The 20,928-nt window shown below is 47.2% G+C and carries 22 protein-coding genes; 19 read left to right on the top strand and 3 right to left on the bottom strand.

All coding sequences use genetic code 11. From position 1 onward, the window contains the following. Nucleotides 1-4 precede the first annotated feature (4 nt). The 12 genes from KOD92_RS02235 to KOD92_RS02180 all read left to right on the top strand — a co-directional run bounded on the left by KOD92_RS02235 (nucleotide 5) and on the right by KOD92_RS02180 (nucleotide 13,626). Nucleotides 5-523 (top strand): RNA polymerase sigma factor, encoded by a 519-nt coding sequence (locus KOD92_RS02235; protein WP_215231889.1) that lies wholly within the window; start codon nucleotides 5-7, stop codon nucleotides 521-523. Next, entirely contained in the window at nucleotides 507-1,292 is a 786-nt protein-coding gene (locus KOD92_RS02230) for a HEAT repeat domain-containing protein (RefSeq protein WP_215231888.1), read from the top strand. Before KOD92_RS02235 ends, KOD92_RS02230 begins: the two co-directional genes overlap by 17 nt. A 45-nt stretch (nucleotides 1,293-1,337) precedes the next feature. Continuing rightward, nucleotides 1,338-2,126, top strand: coding sequence for a DUF4097 family beta strand repeat-containing protein (locus tag KOD92_RS02225; RefSeq protein ID WP_215231887.1), 789 nt, complete (start codon nucleotides 1,338-1,340; stop codon nucleotides 2,124-2,126). A 12-nt stretch (nucleotides 2,127-2,138) separates the two neighbouring features. After that, nucleotides 2,139-2,837: a DUF4097 domain-containing protein gene (locus tag KOD92_RS02220; protein ID WP_215231886.1), complete on the top strand. Its 699-nt coding sequence runs from the start codon at nucleotides 2,139-2,141 to the stop codon at nucleotides 2,835-2,837. 246 nt (nucleotides 2,838-3,083) lie between these two features. After that, nucleotides 3,084-3,296: a hypothetical protein gene (locus KOD92_RS02215; RefSeq protein WP_215231885.1), complete on the top strand. Its 213-nt coding sequence runs from the start codon at nucleotides 3,084-3,086 to the stop codon at nucleotides 3,294-3,296. A gap of 544 nt (nucleotides 3,297-3,840) precedes the next feature. Then, the gene (locus tag KOD92_RS02210) at nucleotides 3,841-5,166 is read left to right on the top strand and encodes a sensor histidine kinase (protein WP_215231884.1); all 1,326 of its coding nucleotides are present in this window, start codon (nucleotides 3,841-3,843) and stop codon (nucleotides 5,164-5,166) included. 68 nt (nucleotides 5,167-5,234) lie between these two features. Next, on the top strand, nucleotides 5,235-5,882 hold the full coding sequence (locus KOD92_RS02205; protein WP_215231883.1) for a response regulator: 648 nt from the start codon (nucleotides 5,235-5,237) through the stop codon (nucleotides 5,880-5,882). Between the two features lie 299 nt (nucleotides 5,883-6,181). Beyond that, on the top strand, nucleotides 6,182-9,151 hold the full coding sequence (locus KOD92_RS02200; RefSeq protein ID WP_215231882.1) for a glycosyltransferase family 117 protein: 2,970 nt from the start codon (nucleotides 6,182-6,184) through the stop codon (nucleotides 9,149-9,151). Nucleotides 9,152-9,219: 68 nt separating this feature from the next. Beyond that, the gene (locus tag KOD92_RS02195) at nucleotides 9,220-9,405 is read left to right on the top strand and encodes a hypothetical protein (protein WP_215231881.1); all 186 of its coding nucleotides are present in this window, start codon (nucleotides 9,220-9,222) and stop codon (nucleotides 9,403-9,405) included. A 72-nt stretch (nucleotides 9,406-9,477) separates the two neighbouring features. Beyond that, nucleotides 9,478-11,106, top strand: a complete 1,629-nt coding sequence (locus KOD92_RS02190) for an alpha-amylase family protein (RefSeq protein ID WP_215231880.1) — start codon at nucleotides 9,478-9,480, stop codon at nucleotides 11,104-11,106. A 135-nt stretch (nucleotides 11,107-11,241) separates the two neighbouring features. Then, on the top strand, nucleotides 11,242-12,504 hold the full coding sequence (locus KOD92_RS02185; protein WP_215231879.1) for an ankyrin repeat domain-containing protein: 1,263 nt from the start codon (nucleotides 11,242-11,244) through the stop codon (nucleotides 12,502-12,504). A gap of 192 nt (nucleotides 12,505-12,696) precedes the next feature. Then, on the top strand, nucleotides 12,697-13,626 hold the full coding sequence (locus KOD92_RS02180) for a hypothetical protein (protein ID WP_229254486.1): 930 nt from the start codon (nucleotides 12,697-12,699) through the stop codon (nucleotides 13,624-13,626). Here KOD92_RS02180 and KOD92_RS02175 read toward each other — a convergent pair. Next, nucleotides 13,601-14,005: a winged helix-turn-helix transcriptional regulator gene (locus tag KOD92_RS02175; RefSeq protein ID WP_215231878.1), complete on the bottom strand. Its 405-nt coding sequence runs from the start codon at nucleotides 14,003-14,005 to the stop codon at nucleotides 13,601-13,603. The genes KOD92_RS02180 and KOD92_RS02175 overlap by 26 nt on opposite strands. A gap of 74 nt (nucleotides 14,006-14,079) precedes the next feature. Between KOD92_RS02175 and KOD92_RS02170 the strand changes: the two genes are divergently transcribed. Beyond that, entirely contained in the window at nucleotides 14,080-14,445 is a 366-nt protein-coding gene (locus tag KOD92_RS02170; protein ID WP_215231877.1) for a DoxX family protein, read from the top strand. Nucleotides 14,446-14,521: 76 nt separating this feature from the next. Here KOD92_RS02170 and KOD92_RS02165 read toward each other — a convergent pair whose 3' ends face one another. Further along, nucleotides 14,522-15,289 (bottom strand): DUF899 domain-containing protein, encoded by a 768-nt coding sequence (locus tag KOD92_RS02165; RefSeq protein WP_215231876.1) that lies wholly within the window; start codon nucleotides 15,287-15,289, stop codon nucleotides 14,522-14,524. 468 nt (nucleotides 15,290-15,757) lie between these two features. Then, complete coding sequence (locus KOD92_RS02160; protein WP_215231875.1) at nucleotides 15,758-16,114, bottom strand: hypothetical protein; 357 nt, start codon at nucleotides 16,112-16,114, stop codon at nucleotides 15,758-15,760. Between the two features lie 150 nt (nucleotides 16,115-16,264). On the opposite strand from KOD92_RS02160, the gene KOD92_RS02155 reads away from it, so the two are divergent. From KOD92_RS02155 to KOD92_RS02130, 6 genes are all read left to right on the top strand, one after another. Next, complete coding sequence (locus KOD92_RS02155; protein ID WP_215231874.1) at nucleotides 16,265-16,459, top strand: hypothetical protein; 195 nt, start codon at nucleotides 16,265-16,267, stop codon at nucleotides 16,457-16,459. A 32-nt stretch (nucleotides 16,460-16,491) separates the two neighbouring features. Continuing rightward, entirely contained in the window at nucleotides 16,492-17,388 is an 897-nt protein-coding gene (locus KOD92_RS02150; RefSeq protein ID WP_215231873.1) for a ThuA domain-containing protein, read from the top strand. 58 nt (nucleotides 17,389-17,446) lie between these two features. Beyond that, the gene (locus KOD92_RS02145) at nucleotides 17,447-17,680 is read left to right on the top strand and encodes a type II toxin-antitoxin system Phd/YefM family antitoxin (protein ID WP_215231872.1); all 234 of its coding nucleotides are present in this window, start codon (nucleotides 17,447-17,449) and stop codon (nucleotides 17,678-17,680) included. Further along, on the top strand, nucleotides 17,677-18,075 hold the full coding sequence (locus KOD92_RS02140; protein WP_215231871.1) for a type II toxin-antitoxin system VapC family toxin: 399 nt from the start codon (nucleotides 17,677-17,679) through the stop codon (nucleotides 18,073-18,075). Before KOD92_RS02145 ends, KOD92_RS02140 begins: the two co-directional genes overlap by 4 nt. Nucleotides 18,076-18,400: 325 nt before the next feature. Next, the gene (locus tag KOD92_RS02135; RefSeq protein ID WP_215231870.1) at nucleotides 18,401-19,321 is read left to right on the top strand and encodes a substrate-binding domain-containing protein; all 921 of its coding nucleotides are present in this window, start codon (nucleotides 18,401-18,403) and stop codon (nucleotides 19,319-19,321) included. A 117-nt stretch (nucleotides 19,322-19,438) separates the two neighbouring features. Further along, entirely contained in the window at nucleotides 19,439-20,914 is a 1,476-nt protein-coding gene (locus KOD92_RS02130) for a sulfatase (protein WP_215231869.1), read from the top strand. Nucleotides 20,915-20,928 lie beyond the last annotated feature (14 nt).

The following is a 20,928-nucleotide window of genomic DNA, read 5'->3' as shown; positions in this document are numbered from 1 at the left end:
TGAAATGGATTTACAAACCTTCAACCAACGCATTTTGCCCGTTCAGGGGCGCCTGTTCCGACTGGCGCAAATGTTTCTTCGTAACCGCGAAGAGGCAGAGGACGCGATCCAGGATGTGTTGCTCAGGTTGTGGACTAACAGGCAGCAGCTCGAAACTTACCAAAGCATCGATGCGCTGGCAGTGCAGATGACCAAAAACCTTTGTCTGGACAGGTTAAAATCGCATCGAAACCAGAAAACGGAAGGCGGCACTGACATTTCGGAAGTGCACGCGAAGGAACAGTCGCCTTATGCGCTGCTCGAAAGCAGCGACAGTTCCCGTCTTATCCACCAGCTGATCGGCGGACTGCCGGAGCAACACAAGCTGGTGTTGCATTTGCGCGATGTAGAAGAGTATTCTTTCGAAGAGATTGAAGAAGTGACGGGTTTGACGAATGCCAACATTCGGGTGATCCTTTCAAGAGCGAGGCAGAAACTGAGGGAGAGCTATCTTAAAGCAAGTAATTATGAAAATGAGCATTGAAAAATTGCTGGAAAAATACTACGAAGGAGAAACCAGCACGGAGGAAGAAAAAGAATTGAAAAGATTTTTCAGGGAGGAAAATGTACCGAAAGATCTGGAAAGTCACGCGGCGCAATTCGGCTATTTTGCGGCGGCACGTGAAGAATACCCGTCGCTTACTTTCACAGGTGCGCTGGCTGCCCGGCTGGACCCGCCGCAGCAGGGGCCGGTGCGGAGGTTTACAAGCTGGATCGTGCAAATAGCGGCTGGATTAGCCTTGTTGCTGGTCGGTTTTGCGGGCGGGTATGTTTTGCAAAAGGGCTCTGACAGAAGCGGTGATCGCGTCGCAGGATCAGCCGACGAAGTACCGCGGCACGCGATAAAGAATGCGCTGGCATTCGAAAAAATGGCTTCTACCTCAGCCAGCGAGCGGATTCAGGCAGTAAACCAAAGTTATGAACTAACGAATGTGGATACGGAAACCACCCAGCTTTTAATCAATACCCTCAATTTTGACCCGAATATAAATGTCAGGCTCGCAGCCTGCCAGGCGCTGGTACATTTCGAAAATGAGCCGCAGGTAAACGAGGCACTGATCCACTCGTTATCTATCCAGACTGATCCCAATATCCAGATATTGCTGATCGAGGCGCTGGTTGCTATCCGGGAAAAACGCGCCAGCGAGCAGTTTCAGCAACTTGCCCGAAATGGGAAGAATATGGAGGTGGTCCGCCTCAGAGCGGAGCAGGGAATAGGAGAGCTCAGTAATACGCACGTCCAGAGCTTGTAAGAATTAGTTTCCAATCGATTTAAGTAAATAATTTTATCAAAAACCATGAAAAAAGCACTGTTAGTGAGTGTGGGTGTATTGCTGTGCCTTACCGGCGCCAGCGCGCAGACCCACGAATTTAAGGCCAAACTAGCCAACTCGAAGGACAAAAGAGTGGTGATAGAAATGGCGGCTGCCGACGTGAAGATCGAAGGAAGCAATACCGACGAGATCGTGATCCAGGCCTCAGCGGGTTACGAGGCGCCGCCTGAGCGGGCGAAAGGGCTGAAACCATTGTATCACACCAGTGTGGACAACACCGGAATAGGGCTGGCGGTTACCAATGAAAGCAACGGCCTCAAGATCGAAAAGGTGGCGCGCAAGGAAGCCAAATATACGATCCGCGTACCAAAGCAGGTCGCTGTGTTATTTCAGGAGACGAGCTGGCAGGGGACTTCTAATCTGGTTATCAACAATATGGACGGCGACCTGGAAATCCGCACGAACGGGGCGAATATCAATTTGAACAAAGTGACGGGACCGGTGGTGGCAAACAGTACAAACGGAAATATCAATGTGGTATTCTCCAACCTGAGCCAGGCGAAGCCAACCGCCATTTCGTGTATCAGCGGTGAGATTGATGTGTCGCTGCCAGCTGCAACGAAGTCGAACATGAAGCTGAGGTCGATCAACGGCGAAATGTACACGGACTTTGAGCTGGGTGTGAAAAATTCGAAAGACGGGCTTTCCCGGCTGGGCGGCGCGAGCAACATTGAGGGTAGTACCAATGGAGGAGGGGTTGAATTACAGCTCAACTCGATCAGCAGCAATATCTATATCCGTAAACAGAAATAAACCGCCATGAACATGAAAAATCTTTTCAGAATAATCTGCATCTGCTTGTTTACTACCACATTATTTGCCCAGAAAAAGATTGACAAGACTTTGCCTTACAAAAGCGGACAGATCGTAAATCTCGAACTGAAATTCGCTGACAGCATCAAGGTGCGTTACTGGGACAAAGACGAGGCGCTCGTAAAAATGGATATTACCATCAACGGTGGCCGGCTTAATGACGCGCTGGTGATCAGGGAAAGTCAAACTTCCGACGAGGTAAAATTGAGTACTGATCTCGATGAGAAAATACTCGACGGTAGCTTGGAATCAGACTGTCCGGAAACGAAAAAGGGTCGCTGGACCAATAAAGAAGGCAAGTCACGCTATTTGTGCAAAACCATTCACTATCAGGTATTCCTGCCAAAAAATGCGCAGCTCAAACTGGAAACGATCGACGGCAATATTGACATTGAAGGTGCGAGTTCGCCGGTATCTGCCAAAACCATCAGCGGTTACGTGGATATGAACTGGCCGGGTACCAAAGGCGCGAATATCGCCATGAAAACGATTACCGGTGAGGTATATTCAGATTTAAATATTGATTTTAAGAACAAAAAAGAGAAGAATCCGATTGTGGGCTACCTGCTCGAAGGTACCATTCAAGGCGGCGGGCCGGACGTGCGACTTGAATCGATCAGTAACAACGTGTATTTACGTCAGAAGAAGTAACCATACTATTAGCCAGAAATTTGCGGTACTGCCGGGCTTTGCGCTGGCGGTACCGCTTTTTGTTGATATGGGGTGTGCAAACCGCCCCATGAACCGCCGGCTTAACCCTTGATTTTGCCGAGGTCACCACAAAAAGCAAAACTGAATAAAACGAATAAATTATAATTGCAGCTGGTTGGATCACTGAAATGCCAACTTCCGCATTGGAAAAATTCTTTTTGTCAGTAAACCCCATAATAATTCAGCATGAAAACACAGAGTAAGTATTTGGAAGAAATTAAGAGACTCCTCGCGGACTATCTGTTAGAAATTGAGAAATCGGATCTGAAACCTTTGTCAGCTCAGGTATATCAGGTTCAATCAAAAAATTTCGTAAGGTGGATCAATGGAGAATTTACGCCGGGCGAAGTGAAAAAAGCGAAAAAAATGCAGCGGGAAAATCCTGACAAAACAGTTTAATAGCATTGCCCTGTCTGCCAAGCGTCTCTTCGAAAAATTAATACCGCGCTCAACCTGGCGCAACACTATCCGCTCTCGTTCCTCATTTTTATATCTGTGATTCAACGCTATATAACAAAACACCTTCGCGGTAGCTACCGGAAGGTGTAAGATATACTCAACGTTTATAACAAATTTCGATTCGGCCCCGGATCAGATTATAGTCGTTTGAATGACGATTTCTTAATTAAGACCAATAATTAGTCACAATTATACGACACCCGTTCATTTTTCGGTGTCGGTCACCCTTTTTTATCTTGTAGTAATTTCTCTACAATTCATGTTTCGTTTTTTATATTTCTGATAGTTTCGTTTCTTGACATCGAGTGCGCTTGTCAGTTATCAACGTGTGTCGGGCAAGTAGATTTAGCTGACAAAGCGTATTGATATGAATTCAAATTGACGTTATATCGATTTAACATCAGTCAGCCTATTTCTGTACCTTATGCATTGTCTTCCGTATAGGCATAAGGGTACAACAGTGCGATCACATAAAACCCCGCGCATGAGTTTAGCATTTTTAGAATGGCCGGTCCGAAAGCAACTGGCGACTGAAACAAACACACTAAACCGTCTTCGTATAAAAGTACTGGCTTATATTCTTCATCTGAGAATACTTTCGATGGCGATATTACTGGTATTTTATCTCTCTGGTGACTATTCACAGCAAACAATCCGCGTCGCGGGGCTTCTCGTTACTTCTATTCTGTTTTATGTGGCGCTTTCAATGGGGCTGCCATGGAAAAAGGCTATTCATACGGCCGTGATGATATTCATGTTGATCATCTGGGGGAATTTGCTCCTGGTCGACAATTTTATCAGCCTTGTTACGCTGCAATATGCTGTAATCCTGATCGTTTGCGCTTTTTATGGACTTGGGAGCCGATGGGGCGTCATCTATTCTTTCATTGTGTTGCTGGCATTCTTAACCTTTTTGCTCACCGGTCACACAGTCGGTTCTTCAATTCCACTGGGCGCGGCCGGGTCGGTCAAAATTGCGGTTGGTCTGCTGCTTATTAATGACCTGATCTTCCTCATCCTGATCCATTATTACTTTTTCAGTTCATTTAATGAAACCATCCGTACGCTTGATGCGCGAACCGTGGAGCTGACGGCAAACCTTGGGTTGCAGCAGGATTTACAGCAAAAGCAAAAGGAGGAAATGATCCATCAAATGCATTTACTGGCCAGTATTTCGCATGATATCAAAAGCCCGCTGCGCTTTTTAATGATCACAACCGGGCGGCTGGCAACAAGCTATCCCGACCTGCCTACGGTCCGGGCGATCAGCCAGTCGAGTTACAGGCTGTATAATTTCATGAAAAATCTTCTCGAATATACCGAGTTCAGGTACAAGAATACCGGGATCACTTTCTCATATATGGATCTGAATGAACTGGTTGCGCAGAAATTCGAGATCTTTTCCGCGCAGGCTGTCAACCAGTCCAATACGCTGGTCAACGAAGTGAGCCCGGGTGTGATCGTGAAAAGTAACTTACAGCTTGTCGGTATCATATTGCATAACCTGATCGACAATGCAAACAAGGTTACGTCGCACGGGAATATTATTGTAAAAGTCGAAGATCATCGCAATGAGCTGCACCTGATCGTATGTGACGACGGGCAGGGAATGAACCCGGAGATCAGGAACTGGATCAACAGCCAGGCGAAGGTTCCGGGGCCTGATGATAATCCGCAAAGCTTCGGAATGGGGTTGCTGATCGTCAAGGAAATCAGCACACTGATCAGGGTCAAACTACTGGCGGTCCCGTTTGAACCCAGGGGCACAGCGATACATATCATTTTTTCCAAAAATAATCCAGGTAGCTAATTTTCTACAAACAGAATTCGTAGCATTCCATTAACTTTAAAACTGAGTTAATATGAAAGATATTATTGATGAAAACAGTTTTACTAGTTGAGGATCATTCGATTGTCAGAATGGGCGTGCGGTTGCTGATCGAGGATTTTATTTCGAATGTCACGATTGTAGAGGCCGCTACTTTCAATGAAACGCTAAAACAATTGCAGACCCGATTTTTTGATCTGGTCATATTGGATATAAAAATTCCGGGAGGCGAAGGGTTCGATATGATCGGCAAGATCAAGGATATTCAGTCGCGCGTAAAGGTTTTAGTGTTTTCATCTCAGGATGAAGAATTGTACGCCTTGCATTATTTTAAGGCAGGAGCAAACGGCTATTTGCCGAAGGATGCTTCCAATGAAGAATTAGAAAAGGCGATCACATCTGTTCTCGGAGGCGGAACGTATATCAGCAACGTGATCCAGCATCAGCTTGTCAGTAACAGCTTGCTGGAGAAAGACAGTAAGCAAAGCCCGGTTGAAACTTTATCCAACAGGGAGCTCGAAATCATGGATATGCTGCTGATCGGGAAGTGGACCAAAGACATTGCGACCGAGCTTAATATCAAGGAAAGCACAGTAAGTACCTATAAAGCAAGAATCTTCGACAAGCTCGAAGTCAACAACATTCTCGAATTATTCAAAAAGGTAGAAATATATAAAAAGCAGCTATTACCGAGATGAGAACCTTGATAACCCACTCTAACGCAAAGGATTTTTCTATCGTCGGCGCGGTAATCTTCACCGTCATTGCCGGATCGATTCTATGGACTTCTATCATTTATAGTATCCATTACATTGTCAGCAGATAAGTCACGCAGTTTCCGGCGCTTCGGTCCGGGATGGACCGGTGTTGTTAAAGAAAGTTAAAGAACACCTGTTTGCGCCGCCGGTTAACTTTTTTTAAGATTCCCGCCGACAGCTTCCCCGAAGCCATTGAATAGTTTTGGATCTCGTCTGACCTTGATCCAAAACTGTTCATTATGACATCTTTCCGCAAACTCAACCTGGTAACCAGTTGGAGCGTGTTCTTGCTCGCGCTGATCACCTATGTAATGACGATGGAGCGCACAGCCAGCTTCTGGGACTGTGGCGAATTCATAGCCTGTGCATTTAAATTGCAGGTCCCGCACCCGCCGGGCGCGCCGTTTTTTCTTTTGGTCGGCCGTATTTTCTCTCTGCTTGCATTCGGGGATCTTACCAAAGTTGCCTATTGGGTCAATATGGTCGCGGTATTGAGCAGCGCATTCACTGTTTTCTTTTTGTTTAAAACCATCGTATTGCTGACTGTAAAACTGGTAGGCAAGAAGGAACAGGAGCTGGGCGTGTCTGAAACGGTTCTGGTACTGGGATCAGGGGTAACCGGCGCGCTGGCCTACGCCTGGTCCGACTCATTCTGGTTTTCGGCAGTTGAGGCGGAGGTGTACGGAATGTCCTCCTTTTTTACCGCAATCGTGATCTGGGCCGTATTTCAGTGGGAACGGACAGAAGATCCCGCTACCGAAAACCGGTGGATGATCTTTACCGCCTACCTCGTCGGGTTGTCTATCGGCGTGCATTTGCTCAACCTCGTTACTATCCCGGCGCTCGCACTTGTTTATTATTTCAAAAAATATCCCAACCCCGGTATGCTCGGCGGTACAATTGCCTTTCTGACAGGGCTTTTAATATTAGGTATTATCAATGCGGGCATTATCCCGGGGCTGCCGGAGCTGGCGGGTAAGTTTGAGATTTTCTTTGTCAATACGCTTGGTACGCCTTATAATGTGGGTATCGCATTTTTTGTAATCCTATTTATCGGCTCGCTGGCATGGGGGACCAGGTATTCGCATAAAAGCGAAAAAGTGCTCCTCAATACGGCGCTTTTGTCCCTCGCATTCGTATTGGTTGGGTATTCTTCCTATATGCTGGTGCTGGTGCGGTCGGGGTACAATCCGCCTATTAATGAAAATGATCCGAGTAATGTACTACGTTTTGTCTCCTATCTGAAAAGGGAACAGTATGAAAGCAGGCCGCTGCTGTACGGCCCTTCGTTTGTTTCCAATGCGATCAACCAGAAAAGGGGAGAGCCCGTTTACACAAAAAAGGACGGTAAATATGTGGTGACCGACTACCGCCCGATTTATGAATACGAGCCAGGAAGTAAAATGATACTGCCCAGAATGTACAGTTCCCTGCCTGGCCACCCTGAACTTTACAAGCAAATGACGGGACTTGCAGAAGGCGAAAAACCAACGCTGCAGCACAATATCTCCTATTTGTTCTCTCACCAGCTCGGACACATGTACTGGCGTTATTTTCTCTGGAATTTCGTTGGCCGCGAAAGTGACCACGAAGGAGCAGGCACTTTGCTGCCCTGGAATGCATCGTCGTATCCGCAGTCGATCCTGAGCAACAGGGGACACAACAACTTTTTGATGCTACCTTTCTTATTGGGGATTTCGGGGCTACTATATATGTACTACCGCAGCCGCAAGGATCTGCTCGTGCTGGGTTTTTTGTTTGCGCTTACCGGTGTCGCGCTTGTTATTTACCTCAATTCGCCACCCACCGAGCCGCGCGAAAGGGACTATATATATGTGGGGTCGTTTTATATTTTCTGTATGTGGATCGGCGTGGGCGTGCTGGCCATCGCTGGCTTGCTGGCGCAACTGATCAAAAACAATGTGGCGCGGGCGGGAATTGCCGTGGCAGCAAGCCTGTCAGTCCCGTTGATCCTGGTTGGCAAAGGCTGGGATGACCACGACCGGAGCAACCGCTATCATTCCGTCGATTTCGCCCGGAACCTGCTCAACTCCTGCGCCCCGAATGCGATCCTTTTTACGGGCGGAGATAACGATACATTCCCGCTTTGGTACGTGCAGGAAGTGGAGGGTTTCAGAACCGATGTGCGTGTTTGTGTGCAGACATTCCTGAGCAGCGACTGGTATATCAGTCAGTTAAAACGGAAAATAAACAAATCCGATGCATTGCCGCTTTCGCTGGATAGTAATGCGTATGCGAAGGGTAAAAATGAGTATATCCCGTTTTACGAAATACCGTCAGTCAAAAATGGTATTAACCTGAAAGAATACCTGGAACTGGTGCAGCAGGATAACAAGGCGATCCAGGTGCCGCTTACCAGTGGGGATGTTACTTCCATTCTGCCTTCATCAAATCTGTTTTTGCCGGTAAATGTGGCCGAGGTTAAGGCGATGAACATTATTAAGGAGGAGCTGAACCCCTTATTGAGCGAATCGATGAGCTGGAAGATCGGGAATAAGGACTTACTGAAAGGAGACCTGGTGATATTGGATATCATCGCTAGCAACAATTGGAAAAGGCCCGTGTATTTCTCCTCTACGATGGGATCTTCCCAGAATCTGGGTTTACAGGAGCACTTACAAATGGAAGGTTATGCTTTCCGCCTGCTGCCCGTGCGCGTGCCTGGCGCGGACGATGGCTACGTGAATTCAGATATTATGTTTGAAAATTTAATGAAAAAAACCTTCTGGCGGGAAATGAATAATCCCGAAGTGTATTACGACGATACCTACCGCGGCTCGCCCGTGGTCACGGCCCGCCTATCCTTTTTGCGCCTTGCCCAGCAGCTGATCGCCGAAAAGCGCGTGGATAAAGCCCGACAGGTGATCGACAAGGCGATGGCCGTGATGCCCGACGATACCATTCCGTTTGATCAGGTATCGGTCGGTTTTGTAGGTGCCTTGTTTGATGTGGGAGAGAATAAGAAAGCGCTTGATTCTGCGCGGATCATGGCAGTGAGATCGGACGATAATCTTACCTGGGTTAAGAAAAAGGATGGTCAGCGAAATCGGGATGTGAATGTAGACCTGTTCATTCTGCAAACGATCGTTCAGGAATGCAAGCGTGCGAAGCAGGAGCCGGAAGCCGCACAATATGAGGCGATATTTAAAAAACATTTGCTTGCATTCAATATGTATAGTCAGGAATAGTGATCCGGCAAGATTTTGTAGGGAAGCTGGCAGAGCGGGACGGTTGTTCCGCATTTGCCAGCTTTTTTATGGAAAAACATACAGAATTACCCGAAAACGGTGCACAGGTCAAGTTCAGGCGCGGTGACGAAGAAGAATGGCGTGAAGGCGAATTTGATCAGGAAAATCAGTTGTTTATCGAAATATACAGTCCTGAAATCGTGACGCATAACAGCGCCGATATTGCTGAGTGGGTGCACCTGGATATCGGCTGAATCGCGCATTGCATCGAAAAAATGCATTTAATGGCACTGCTTTTTTAGAACCACTGAAAAAACGATAGCAAAATGATCGAAGACCTTTGGTATAAAAATGCAGTAATATATAGTCTGGACCTGGAAACCTTCATGGACGGTAACAACGACGGGACCGGAGATTTTGAGGGGCTTTGCCGGCGATTAGATTACTTACACGCGCTCGGGCTGGACACGATCTGGCTCGCGCCATTTCAACCCACTCCCAACCGCGACAATGGTTACGATATCAGTGACTTCTACGGCGTCGACCCGCGGCACGGATCCAGCGGCGATTTTGTGGAGTTCATTCACAAAGCCCGCAAACTGGGAATCAAGGTGATTATTGACCTGGTTGTAAACCACACTTCTGATCAGCACCGTTGGTTTCAGGAAGCGCGTTCTTCCAAAGATAATCCGAAAAGGCACTGGTATATCTGGTCGGACAAGCGGCCGAAAGACTGGAATAAAGGAATGGTTTTCCCAGGCGTCCAAAAGGCGACCTGGACGATGGAGAAGAAAACGAAATCCTATTATTTTCACAGATTTTACGAATTCCAGCCCGATCTCAACACTGATAATCCGGAAGTGAGGGAGGAAATCGCCCGGATCATGGGCTATTGGCTCGAACTCGGGATTGCCGGTTTCCGGGTAGATGCGGTACCATTTATCCTCGAATCGCCCGCGCCCGGCGTCGAAAAACCGCCAATGCACTTCGAGTATCTGAAAGATATGCGCAAGTTTTTGCAATGGAGAAGAGGCGATGCGGTTTTGCTCGGCGAAGCGAATGTATTACCGGAAGAAAGTAAAGAGTATTTTGGCAAGGAGGGCGACGGTATCCACCTGATGTTCAATTTTTTTGTCAATCAATATATTTTTTACGCACTCGCAACCAATGATACCCGGCCCCTGATCAAGGCTTTGGAGCAAACCAAGGACATTCCAAAAAACAGCCAGTGGGCCCATTTTCTGCGAAATCACGACGAACTCGATCTGGGTCGACTCACAGAAGAAGAGCGCGAGAAAGTTTTTGAAAGGTTTGGGCCTGAGGAAGATATGCAATTGTACCACCGTGGGATCAGGCGGCGACTTTCACCGATGCTTGGGAACAGGCTGCAGACTGAACTCGCTTACAGCCTGATGTTCTCATTGCCGGGCACCCCTGTGATCCGATATGGAGACGAAATCGGCATGGGCGAAGATCTCACACTTCCTGAAAGAGAGGCTGTACGAACGCCGATGCAATGGACAGGAGACGAGAATGGGGGCTTCTCGAAATCAAAAGAAATAATAAACCCCGTTATCTCAGAAGGTTACTATGCTTACGAACATACGAATGTCGAAAACCAGCGGCGTGATCCGGGCTCGCTGCTAAACTGGATGACGACTTTGATCCGTCTTCGAAAAGAGTGTCCTGAGATCGGATATGGCGAATGGGAGATCATGGATACCGGCTTTACCGAAATATTGGGTATGAAATATACCTGGCGGAACAAGATCCTGCTGATCTGGCATAATTTCAAGGAAACGTCGCTGGAACTGGTCGTACCTGAAAAGCAGGCGGGGGCTGCAAGGCTTATCGATCTCAACAACAATATTGAAAGTAAACTCGACGAGCGAGGCAGGCACACGATCACTTTGGAAGCGTATGGGTATCGCTGGTTCAAAGGCTATACCGAATAATAAGTTTGTGGGAAAAATGCCCCGTCGGTTCGTGGATTTTCTGGTCATTGTTATTGTCAAAATGGAGGTAGGTTCGTAATTTCTGCTCCATACGGGTGCGTCTTAACCGGCGCACCTTCACCTTCTGCAATACATATGAATACCACCGACGTGTTACCTCTGGTTTCCGACGCTACCTTGGATTTCTATGAGAAAAAGGCACAAAAGCTGCTTGAAGCCTGCCGGTCGATAGAAGAAGAGTCGGTTCAACACCTACTCAAATACCATCCCGATCCCGGAAAAATAGCAGAACTGAACAATCCTGCGACTAACTTCTCGATTGTCGACGCAAAAATTATCCTGGCCCGGGAATACGGATTTGAGAATTTTGAACTGCTGGCGCAGCATATAATAGGATTGGCGGATGAAAATTCAGCGGTATACAGATTTGAAAAGGCGGCCGACGCGATCGTTTCGGGCGATCCCGCGGCCTTGACCCGAATAATAGAAGCAGATCCTGACATCGTAAAAGCACGCTCCTCGCGCAGCCACTCGGCTACCTTACTGCACTATATCGCCGCAAATGGCGTCGAAGCTTTCCGGCAGCATACACCGGACAATGCACCCGAGCTGGCAGATATCCTGCTCCGATCGGGAAGTGAACCCGATGCAATCGCCTCTGTTTATGGACAAAAATGGTGTACTACCCTGGACCTGCTCGTGTCGAGCGTGCACCCGGCAAAGGCTGGGTTGCAGGTTGCTTTGGTAGAAAAACTCGCCGACTGGGGCGCTGCGGTAGATGGGATCCATAACAATTGCTCGCCTTTGCTTACAGCCATTTGTTTTCACTATCCGGATGCGGCCAAAGCATTGGTAAGGCGCGGGGCGCGGGTCGACAATATCGTTACAGCAGCCGCAATGGGATCCACGGACCTGGTAAGCAGATTTTTTCACTCCTATCGGAAAGCGGCTGCTGGCAAATGCGTGATCCATATTCCCTGGCTCGGGTATGCGATAAAGCCTTCCGAGAGTCTGGAACTGGCTTTTGTGTGGGCGGCTATGCACAACCAGGCTGAGGTTGTATCGTTTTTCCTGGACAATGGAATGAATCCCGCAGCCAGAGACCTGAGGCAATGGACTGCCCTGCATTGGGCCGCTTATTACGGCTATTCTGAAACTGTGCAGATATTGCTGGATAGAAAAGCGCCGCTGGAAGCGAGGAATGAATTCGGTGGCACTGTACTGGACCAAACACTTTGGGCTACGACGCACGAGGGGGTTATGCCGGCTCATTTAACGATCATCCGCAAGCTGGTAACTGCGGGTGCAGTGATCCATCCCTGGTGGCTCTTCTCGAATCTCAATCCAACTCTCGATGAGCGTGTTGTCGCTCTGCTTCAAGAATTATCGTGCCGCTGAGCAATAGAAATTTTTGTAATGTGCTCATATCGAGGCAATATTAAATTTTCAACACACATAGTATTGATCCCGGAACGTTTTGTACTTTATTGTAAAAATTACAATTAGCCGGGAAACACGTTGGCAACGAAAGACGAGAAATCCTATATTGCCGGCACGAACAGTTATTCTCAACGATACTCATAAACACACATGCTTTCTTTATCAAGACTGGCGTCACGCGCTGCATTGCTCTTGCCCGTTTGTTTGGCAGCCATCTCACCAGCTTTTGCACAGCATACTTTTGAATTTGTGCAGGATGGTGTCAACAACAGCTATAAGCCGCCCGTTCCGAAGGGGCCGACATCGATTCCGCAAACGCTTAGTTTCTTTTTTAACCGTGACGGTAACGCCGACCGCGGGATCTATTTTCAAAAGCTTCAGGAGTCGCTTTCGCTTACATTCAGCTTCGATGATCAGACGTATATTAATGTGCCCCAGCACGTTACAGGTCTGACATTCGGTGCGGCGTCGGGAGCTAGCAGCACGCATTTCAAAGCAGTGCCGGTTGTGAACAGCAACTATTATTTTACGGATACCACGCGCACTATTTTTACAGCACATCCAAATGGTCCGGTAGGTCAGGGTGTTAATTTGTATGCAAATCCCGGTGTGCAGATCTTCCTCTCAGCAAAACCTTTGCTGACAGCCAATTCGCCCAAAACAGATACAAGCCGATATTATTACGGCAAGTTACGCCTGCAATTCAGTAGGCCGGTGAGTAATCCCGTGTTATCTATCATGGGACTTGGTGCCACGACCAACTTCGGTAACCAGAGACTGGGTTTCGCTACCGAGCTGGAATTATTGACACCTTCGCTGACAGTCACCAAGCTTTCGGGAACCAAGGAATTGATCGTAGACGATACGCAAACGAAAATCCTGCACGACAAAAGTGCTATTACCGGCAACTGTGATAATGGCGCGGCTTGCGGCAGCATATTGGTGAAAGGCTCAAATATCAGTACACTCGTGTTTGGCGTATACCTGCGAGCCGACGGCGGGCCGGGCGTTTGGGGAACCGAAAAAGTGTCAAATTCGGGGGATATGTGGCATATTACTGTTTCTCTGCCAGAGCAGTAGCCGACCATTCCTGGCGGATTTTCGCCTTGTGCATTTCGCCCCAGATTACAAGAGAGTCGAGTATGGGCGTGAGTGTGTCGCTGTATGGTGTAAGCTCATATTCGATCACCACCACAGGGTCAGTCTGCACCTTTCTTTTCAAAAAACCATTCAATTCCAGTTCTTTCAACTCATTTGAAAGCACCCTGGCGGATATGCCGGGAATGGTGCGCTGCAATTCGTTAAACCGCTTGTGGCCTTCGCGCAATGCGATAATTACCCTTAATTTCCACTTCCCGCCGATGACATACAATGCATCGCCGAGGGCACTCAGTTTACCTGTGCAAGTGGCTGCTGTCCGTGTATCGACCGGACTTTCTAATGTGAGTTGATCGTTCAAACTAACTAACCTTTTGTATACTACTAATAAATGGTTAGTAAAGGTAATTACTTTTGTTCAAAAAAAACATCATTATGAAAGCAAAGAAAATTATCACAATTGTAGTCACTGCGCTCGCATCGGCAATGGTCGTATTCAGCGGCGTTATGAAACTAATGGGATCCGATGAAGTAGTCGCCACAATGAGCAAAATGGGAGTTGCCGATCATACTGTCACGCTTGGGTTGATGGAAATCGGCTTTACTGCTTTATTTCTTTACCCCAAAACAATGAAGATGGGTTTCATTTTACTGACCTGTTACTTCGCCGGCGCATTGGCCACCGAGCTTTCCCACGCCAGCCCATTGAATGCAATTACTCCGCTGGCGCTGGTTTGGATTGCTGCGTTTTTGAGAGATAAATATATCTTTCTTCCTTCTGAGGAACTGGCTGTGAAATGATTCTACCGAAGGCACTGAAGATATTTTCTTTCTTGTGGAAGGAATTCCCCCGCTCAAAACGGGGGAATCTGCATAACTAGTGACAGCAGCTCTCTGTTTTCCCTTTGAAATCTTCGTACTTGTCATGATGCCGCATCCAGTCCATGGTACCATCTTCATTTCTGCCTTTGGCCGACATATCCAGGATATTATGGGCGGTCAGTAAAATATCAAGACCGCGGGCATATGCAGAATAAGTGTGGAAGATGTCACCATTTTCATCTTTATAGAACACACTTGCGCCTGGTGATTCGGTGTCTGCGTCGTGCGGCAATATCTCGTAGTTATAGTAAACATTGCCCGATTTGATTTGCTCTTCGGTAAAGGAGACATTGTAGTCGTAATTGAAATCACTTCCAAACGAAGATACCCACGGAAATTGCCAACCCATTCGTTTCTTAAAAGGCAAAATTTTCGACATGGGCGCCCGGGACACAACCACTATGGAAACGTCATGGTGCGGAATATGCAGGTTCGGCCCGTCGAGATGATCCGCCATGAAAGAGCAGCCGGGGCAACCTTCTTCCCATTCCGGCGCAAACATAAAATGGTATATAAACAGTTGACTGTTACCGTTAAATAGGTCAGAGAGGTTTTTCGGACCTTCCGTTGTTTCGAAAATATAGTCCTTATCTACGCGTACCCAGGGCAGATTGCGACGCTTCTCGGCCAGGCTATCAGCCATTTTGCTGAGTTCCTTTTCCTCATTCATCAGTGCGACCCTTGCCTTTATCCACGTCCCCCGGTCCACGATCGGGCGGGAGATACCTAATACGGCTTCATTCGATGTTGCCAGTTTTTCCATGATTTTCTCATTTTTAAACAAATCTCTCTTTAATTTCTGATAGATACAGTGGGTAAACTAGTCTAAAAGGAGGGGTATTTAAGACATACTTTGGGGTAATGCGCATTTGCAGACTTAATAGTATGCGCGCATACAGAGCTGTGGCGCAGTTGATGTATTCTGGTACGATCTTTTATGATTAGCGGGCAATTGCTTATTAATATAAAGTTATCAACAAACATAGAACGTTATGAAATCGCTAAAATTGAACCTGTTAGGCTTAGCATTGTTGGGATCAACAGTTGCATTTGCTCAAACGACTACACCATCGAGTACATCACCGTCAAGCACGTCGCCTTCGAGCACTACGCCGTCTAGTTCGCCTTCCAGCACTACACCAGGCTCTTCTACACAGCCTAGGACAGTACCTGGAAGTACCGTACAGCCATCGACTTTGCCAGGCGGAACTCAGCCGGGAAGCACTACAACTCAGCCGGGTCGTACAACGCAGCAACCTGCGTCGACAACTACACCAGGTACCACAACGCCGTCTGTACCCCCTGGAACGGTGCCTGAAAGAACAAATATGCCAGCAGGAACAACTACTCCTGGTACATCAACACAACCTTCAAGTACTGTACCTCGTACATCGACCCAACCTTCATCGGTACCAGGATCGACTACCCAGCCTTCGAGCACAGTACCTGGAAGCACTACAGCTCCTGGAAGTAACGTTCCAAGAACAAATTCAACAGAACCTACAACCGTTCCTAGTGGCACGATCCAACCGTCGTCAACTGTTCCTGGTAGCACCACAACTCCATCAAGTACTGGCGGAACTGGCACAGGTACTGTACCTAGAAAATAATACCGAATTAGTATTAGTATAGAAAGAAGGCCGACCCATTACAGGTCGGCCTTCTTTGTTAAAAGTAAAAGTCAACTCAATACTGGCACAATTTGTGTTAGAAGTAAATTGATCTAAAACTATCAAATATGGCAACTATTGAAAACAAAGATTCGTCGGGTAAACTAGCAAAGGGTGTAACACTTTCGGTAACCGGAGCAGCTTCGGAAAATGACGCGATCCTGGCGGTAGAAAATTATTTGCGTGAACACCGCGCCGAAGGTTTGGCATTGTCTGTGCAGGAGACCGGCGACAGTGATTCTTTTGAAATCAGGCTGGACTGATATAGGATAGTCGACCTTTAAATAAACCGACCATGAAAAATATCCTGGTTCTTTTAATACTGTTTCTCAGTGCGGGCGGCGTAAGTGCGCAGGATTCCAAAGCAGCGGCAGGTGAGAAGAAGATCGTTTTCATTTCCGGCCCCGATAGTCATGGAAAAGGAGAGCACGAGCATAACGGTGGCTGTACATTACTTGCAAAAGCAATCAACGATAGCGTGCCCGGCGTGAATGCGATCATTGTACGAAACGGCTGGCCGAAAGATCCGACTATACTCGACGATGCCGACGCAATAGTCATTTATTCGGATGGGGGCGGCGACGATCACATGGCGTTTCTGCACGCGGAGCAGGTTAACCGGCTCACCAGTAAAGGAGTGGGACTGGTGTTTCTGCACTTTTCACTGGAAGTGCCAAAGGGTAATGCAGGAAATCAGTTCATCAAGTGGATCGGAGGCTATTTTGAGACTAACTGGTCTGTCAATCCGGTCTGGGAGGCGAAGTTCGCCAGCTACCCGGACCATCCCATTTCGAGTGGCGTGAAGCCATTTTCTATTGTCGATGAGTGGTATTATCACTTGCGATTTGCAGACGGAATGAAAAATATCACACCTATTTTACAGGCTTTGCCGCCGGAAGAAACTTTGAAGCAGCCTGACGGAACGCATTCCAATAACAAATATGTCCGCGAGGCGGTACTGGAAAAAAAGGAACTGCAAACGCTCGCCTGGGCATTGGACCGGCCAGACGGCGGCCGTGGATTTGGCTTTACGGGCGGACACATGCATAAAAACTGGCAAAATGATAGTTTCAGGAAGCTGGTATTGAATGCGATTGTGTGGTCGGCCAAAGGCGAAATTCCAAAAGGCGGCGTACCTTCCGCGACACCGACTGACACAGAGCTCAATGCGCTGACCAAGCGGGTAGAATAGGATCGAACTTGACAACTTGTCAAGATTAGTTATCTTTATGATCTAACCTGATCTGACAATGAGAACAATGAGCGTAGGAGAATTTAAGGCTCAATTTTCGAAAGTATTGAAAGAAGTTGAGCAGGGCGAGAAAATCGGCATCACTTTTGGGAGAAAAAAAGAGGTGAAAGCGATGCTTGTTCCAGGCGAAACGCCAGCCCACCCAAGAAAGCTAGGCATTTTAAAGAAGGATGTAGAGGTAGTTTTCGCAGAGGACTTCAAAATGACGGAGGAGGAGTTTCTCGGCTTATGAATTACTTACTGGATACACACACTATCATCTGGGCACTCACTGCGCCGGAAAAATTATCGAAAACTGCAAGCCGGATTTTATCGGATTCTAACAACAATATTTTCGTAAGTGCAATCAGTTTTTGGGAGATATCGCTGAAATTCTCGCTGGGAAAGCTGACGATCTCCAACTATCGTCCTGAGCTTTTTCCACAAGCATGTCTGGCAACCGGATTTCAAATTATTGACCTTCAATACGTAACCGCGAGCACTTACCACAATCTCTCTCCAATCCATCACAAAGATCCCTTCGATCGGATGTTAATCTGGCAGGCGATTTCAAGCCAATACACATTGGTTACGGGTGATAATAGTATTCATGCATACGCGGCGGAAGGTCTGAGAGTGAGCTGGTAGAAACCCTGTTTTCTCATTTTTCCTGAAAAAATCCGATTCTCCTTGCTATTTCATTTTCTTTAAATTTACTTTGTCTATCAAATTAGTAGATTATCCTCGTTAACCACCAGCCGGGATAAGCATTTATCATTCATTATTAACTTATGATATCGATGAATCCAATTTCTTCGGAAAGTACTCCTGCGACTATGGTGGTCATTTCAAGTCAAATGCCGACAAGGCTGGCCTGTTGTTGCCTGGTGAAGTAAGCTACTGCGCTTTCTGACTCCTACTTCTAACCGGTTTGCATCAGCGGACCGTCTTTCACTCACATATTGAAAATATCATGAGAATTGCAAAATCAATAGTTGCAGTATTCGGGCTATTCGTATTGAATACGCCGGGCTTCGGACAAACATCCAATGAAGTCGTAATTACCGGGGTACGTTTCGCTTATCCATTGGTTGAGAAATGGATAGGAGACTACAAGGCTGTTAATCCGCAGGCAAATATCAGGATTGAGACCAGGACCATTACGGATCCGCAGAAATACGACCTGCTCATTGAAGCTTATGAACAGGACAAGGAATCGAAGGAAAAGCGTGAATATGTTTCGCTGGGACGTTACGCACTGCTGCCTGTCGCGAATGCAAAGTCGGCATTTGCAAAGGAATATGGTGAAAAGGGACTGACTGAGAAGACTTACAAGCAGCTGTTCTTCCATGATATTTATGCCGAAAAAGACAAAACACTTCCTGAGAACTACACCGTTTATACGCGCTTGCAAAAAGCCGGGGCGCCTGTAACTTTCGCGAAATACTTTGGTTATGAGCAGCAGAACATCAAAGGGAAAAGCATTGCCGGTGCGGATGAACATTTGATCAAAGCATTGCTGAAAGACGAAACGGGCGTAACCTATACCACAATCGGGCTGGCTTATGATTCTGCCTCCGGCAAACCTGCGGAGGGTTTGACGATCATCCCGGTCGATCTGGATGGAAATGGAAAAGTCTCGAAAGAAGAAAAAGCACTTGACAGCCGCGATGCATTGATCGCCAGTCTGGAAAATCAGAAAGTGAAAAATGTGCCGATCGAGTACATTCACTTTTCAATCGACAAACAGAATACCAATGCGGAGGCGAAAAAATTCTTGCTTTGGGTTGCCGAAAATGCAGAAAAGGATCTTCATGCTTTTGGCTACCTGAAAGGTGAAGCCGGCCGCCTGGTTGGTGACAAGGAAAAACTGGAAAGCGTGCTTCGAAAATAATATCAATGAAAATCCGGCACTTCCGTTCGTGACGTATATATGATAGCGTTGAAGCAGGAGGGTGTCGGATTTTATCTTAAATAGCATTTCTTATTCAAAATCTCACTATTCTGTGCAATGAGGAAATATGTATCCATTCTTATTTTGCTGGCGGGATTGTTCCATGAATCTTATGCGCAGGGAGCGGGGGAAAGTATTGTGAAGAATGCGGGTAAAGAGACACAAACAACGCAGCAAAAACCTAATATCCTTTTTATTCTGGTGGATGATTGGGGCTGGACTGACCTGAGTTCTGCGGGCAGTAAATATTACGAAACGCCGAACATCGACAGACTTGCCGGCCAGGGAATGCGTTTCAGCCAGGCATATTCCGTCGGGCCAAACTGCGCGCCAAGCCGGGCCTCTCTCATGACCGGAAAATATACGCCGCGCCACGGTATTTACACCGTCGGTACGTCCGAGCGTGGCGAAACTACGGACAGAAAACTGATTCCTGTCGAGAATAAGACAGTTCTCGCTTCTTCATTTGTCACAATTGCCGAGGAGCTGAAAAACGCCGGATACAGCACCGGGCTGATCGGGAAGTGGCAATTAGGCGGTAAAAATCAAAAAGCGGATGCACACAGTCAGGGTTTTGATCACGTAACAGGCGGCACGCCGGGCACCAGTTCCTATTTTTACCCGTATAATAAACAGGGCAAAGAGTCCCCGCACGAAGGTATTACTTCCGGAAACGAAGGCGAATACCTGACCGACCGGCTGACAGATGAAGCTGTCAAATTCCTGGATTCCAATAAGGAAAAGCCCTTTTTTCTGTATCTGTCGTATTTCGCAGTCCACACGCCAATTGAAGCGAAAGCTGATATTATCAGTAAATACAAGACAAAAAAAGGCGACGCTTCCCACAACAACCCGACTTATGCTGCGATGATACAAAGTGCAGACGAGGGAATAGGACGGGTTTTGAAACAACTTGAGACTTTAAATCTTGACAAAAATACGCTGGTCGTTTTCTTTTCTGATAACGGCGGAATGGGCGCAGTAACGAAGCAATATCCGTTGCGTGGTTCCAAAGGAATGCTTTATGAAGGCGGCGTGCGCGTTCCGCTGATCGTTAAATGGCCAGGTAAGACCAAGCCGGGGTCAGTGATTGATACGCCGGTTATCGGTATCGATTTTTACCCGACATTCCTGGAAATAGCAGGTATTGAAAAGCCACTAAACGAGAAAGTTGACGGTCAGAGCCTGGTGCCGCTATTGATACAAAAGCATGCAAAGCAGCGGGATATCTTCTGGCATTTTCCGGCTTACCTCGAAGCCTATAAAGGAGATAAAACGAATAAAGATGCATTTCGGACGCGGCCAACGAGCACGATCCGGTCAGGAGATTTCAAGCTTCACGAATTTTACGAAGACGGTCGGGTTGAGATGTACAACATTCGCGAGGACATCGGTGAAACGAAAGACATCTCGAAGTCAAACCCAGCCAAGGCGAAAGAGTTGAAAGACAAACTAGACGCCTGGAAAACAGAAACGAATGCGCCGGTTCCTTCCAAACTGAACCCCGAATTTTCGGCTGCTGCCGGTAAATAATTTTAGTATCAGTA

This window comes from Dyadobacter linearis (genome assembly GCF_907165045.1).
GTDB lineage: Bacteria > Bacteroidota > Bacteroidia > Cytophagales > Spirosomataceae > Dyadobacter > Dyadobacter linearis.
The sequence above is the reverse complement of the archived record's forward strand: the minus strand, read 5'-3'. Positions and strand labels throughout refer to the sequence as shown.

What these genes read in the sequence shown, in the direction of transcription:
- KOD92_RS02215 (WP_215231885.1), top strand. Translation starts at nt 3,084, where the DNA reads ATGAAAACACAGAGTAAGTATTTGGAAGAAATTAAGAGACTCCTCGCG.
- KOD92_RS02220 (WP_215231886.1), top strand. Translation starts at nt 2,139, where the DNA reads ATGAAAAATCTTTTCAGAATAATCTGCATCTGCTTGTTTACTACCACA.
- KOD92_RS02150 (WP_215231873.1), top strand. Translation starts at nt 16,492, where the DNA reads ATGAAAAATATCCTGGTTCTTTTAATACTGTTTCTCAGTGCGGGCGGC.
- KOD92_RS02210 (WP_215231884.1), top strand. Translation starts at nt 3,841, where the DNA reads ATGAGTTTAGCATTTTTAGAATGGCCGGTCCGAAAGCAACTGGCGACT.
- KOD92_RS02135 (WP_215231870.1), top strand. Translation starts at nt 18,401, where the DNA reads ATGAGAATTGCAAAATCAATAGTTGCAGTATTCGGGCTATTCGTATTG.
- KOD92_RS02145 (WP_215231872.1), top strand. Translation starts at nt 17,447, where the DNA reads ATGAGAACAATGAGCGTAGGAGAATTTAAGGCTCAATTTTCGAAAGTA.
- KOD92_RS02230 (WP_215231888.1), top strand. Translation starts at nt 507, where the DNA reads ATGAAAATGAGCATTGAAAAATTGCTGGAAAAATACTACGAAGGAGAA.
- KOD92_RS02200 (WP_215231882.1), top strand. Translation starts at nt 6,182, where the DNA reads ATGACATCTTTCCGCAAACTCAACCTGGTAACCAGTTGGAGCGTGTTC.
- KOD92_RS02235 (WP_215231889.1), top strand. Translation starts at nt 5, where the DNA reads ATGGATTTACAAACCTTCAACCAACGCATTTTGCCCGTTCAGGGGCGC.
- KOD92_RS02190 (WP_215231880.1), top strand. Translation starts at nt 9,478, where the DNA reads ATGATCGAAGACCTTTGGTATAAAAATGCAGTAATATATAGTCTGGAC.
- KOD92_RS02205 (WP_215231883.1), top strand. Translation starts at nt 5,235, where the DNA reads ATGAAAACAGTTTTACTAGTTGAGGATCATTCGATTGTCAGAATGGGC.
- KOD92_RS02165 (WP_215231876.1), bottom strand. Translation starts at nt 15,289, where the DNA reads ATGGAAAAACTGGCAACATCGAATGAAGCCGTATTAGGTATCTCCCGC.
- KOD92_RS02140 (WP_215231871.1), top strand. Translation starts at nt 17,677, where the DNA reads ATGAATTACTTACTGGATACACACACTATCATCTGGGCACTCACTGCG.
- KOD92_RS02180 (WP_229254486.1), top strand. Translation starts at nt 12,697, where the DNA reads ATGCTTTCTTTATCAAGACTGGCGTCACGCGCTGCATTGCTCTTGCCC.
- KOD92_RS02170 (WP_215231877.1), top strand. Translation starts at nt 14,080, where the DNA reads ATGAAAGCAAAGAAAATTATCACAATTGTAGTCACTGCGCTCGCATCG.
- KOD92_RS02155 (WP_215231874.1), top strand. Translation starts at nt 16,265, where the DNA reads ATGGCAACTATTGAAAACAAAGATTCGTCGGGTAAACTAGCAAAGGGT.
- KOD92_RS02225 (WP_215231887.1), top strand. Translation starts at nt 1,338, where the DNA reads ATGAAAAAAGCACTGTTAGTGAGTGTGGGTGTATTGCTGTGCCTTACC.
- KOD92_RS02195 (WP_215231881.1), top strand. Translation starts at nt 9,220, where the DNA reads ATGGAAAAACATACAGAATTACCCGAAAACGGTGCACAGGTCAAGTTC.
- KOD92_RS02130 (WP_215231869.1), top strand. Translation starts at nt 19,439, where the DNA reads ATGAGGAAATATGTATCCATTCTTATTTTGCTGGCGGGATTGTTCCAT.
- KOD92_RS02185 (WP_215231879.1), top strand. Translation starts at nt 11,242, where the DNA reads ATGAATACCACCGACGTGTTACCTCTGGTTTCCGACGCTACCTTGGAT.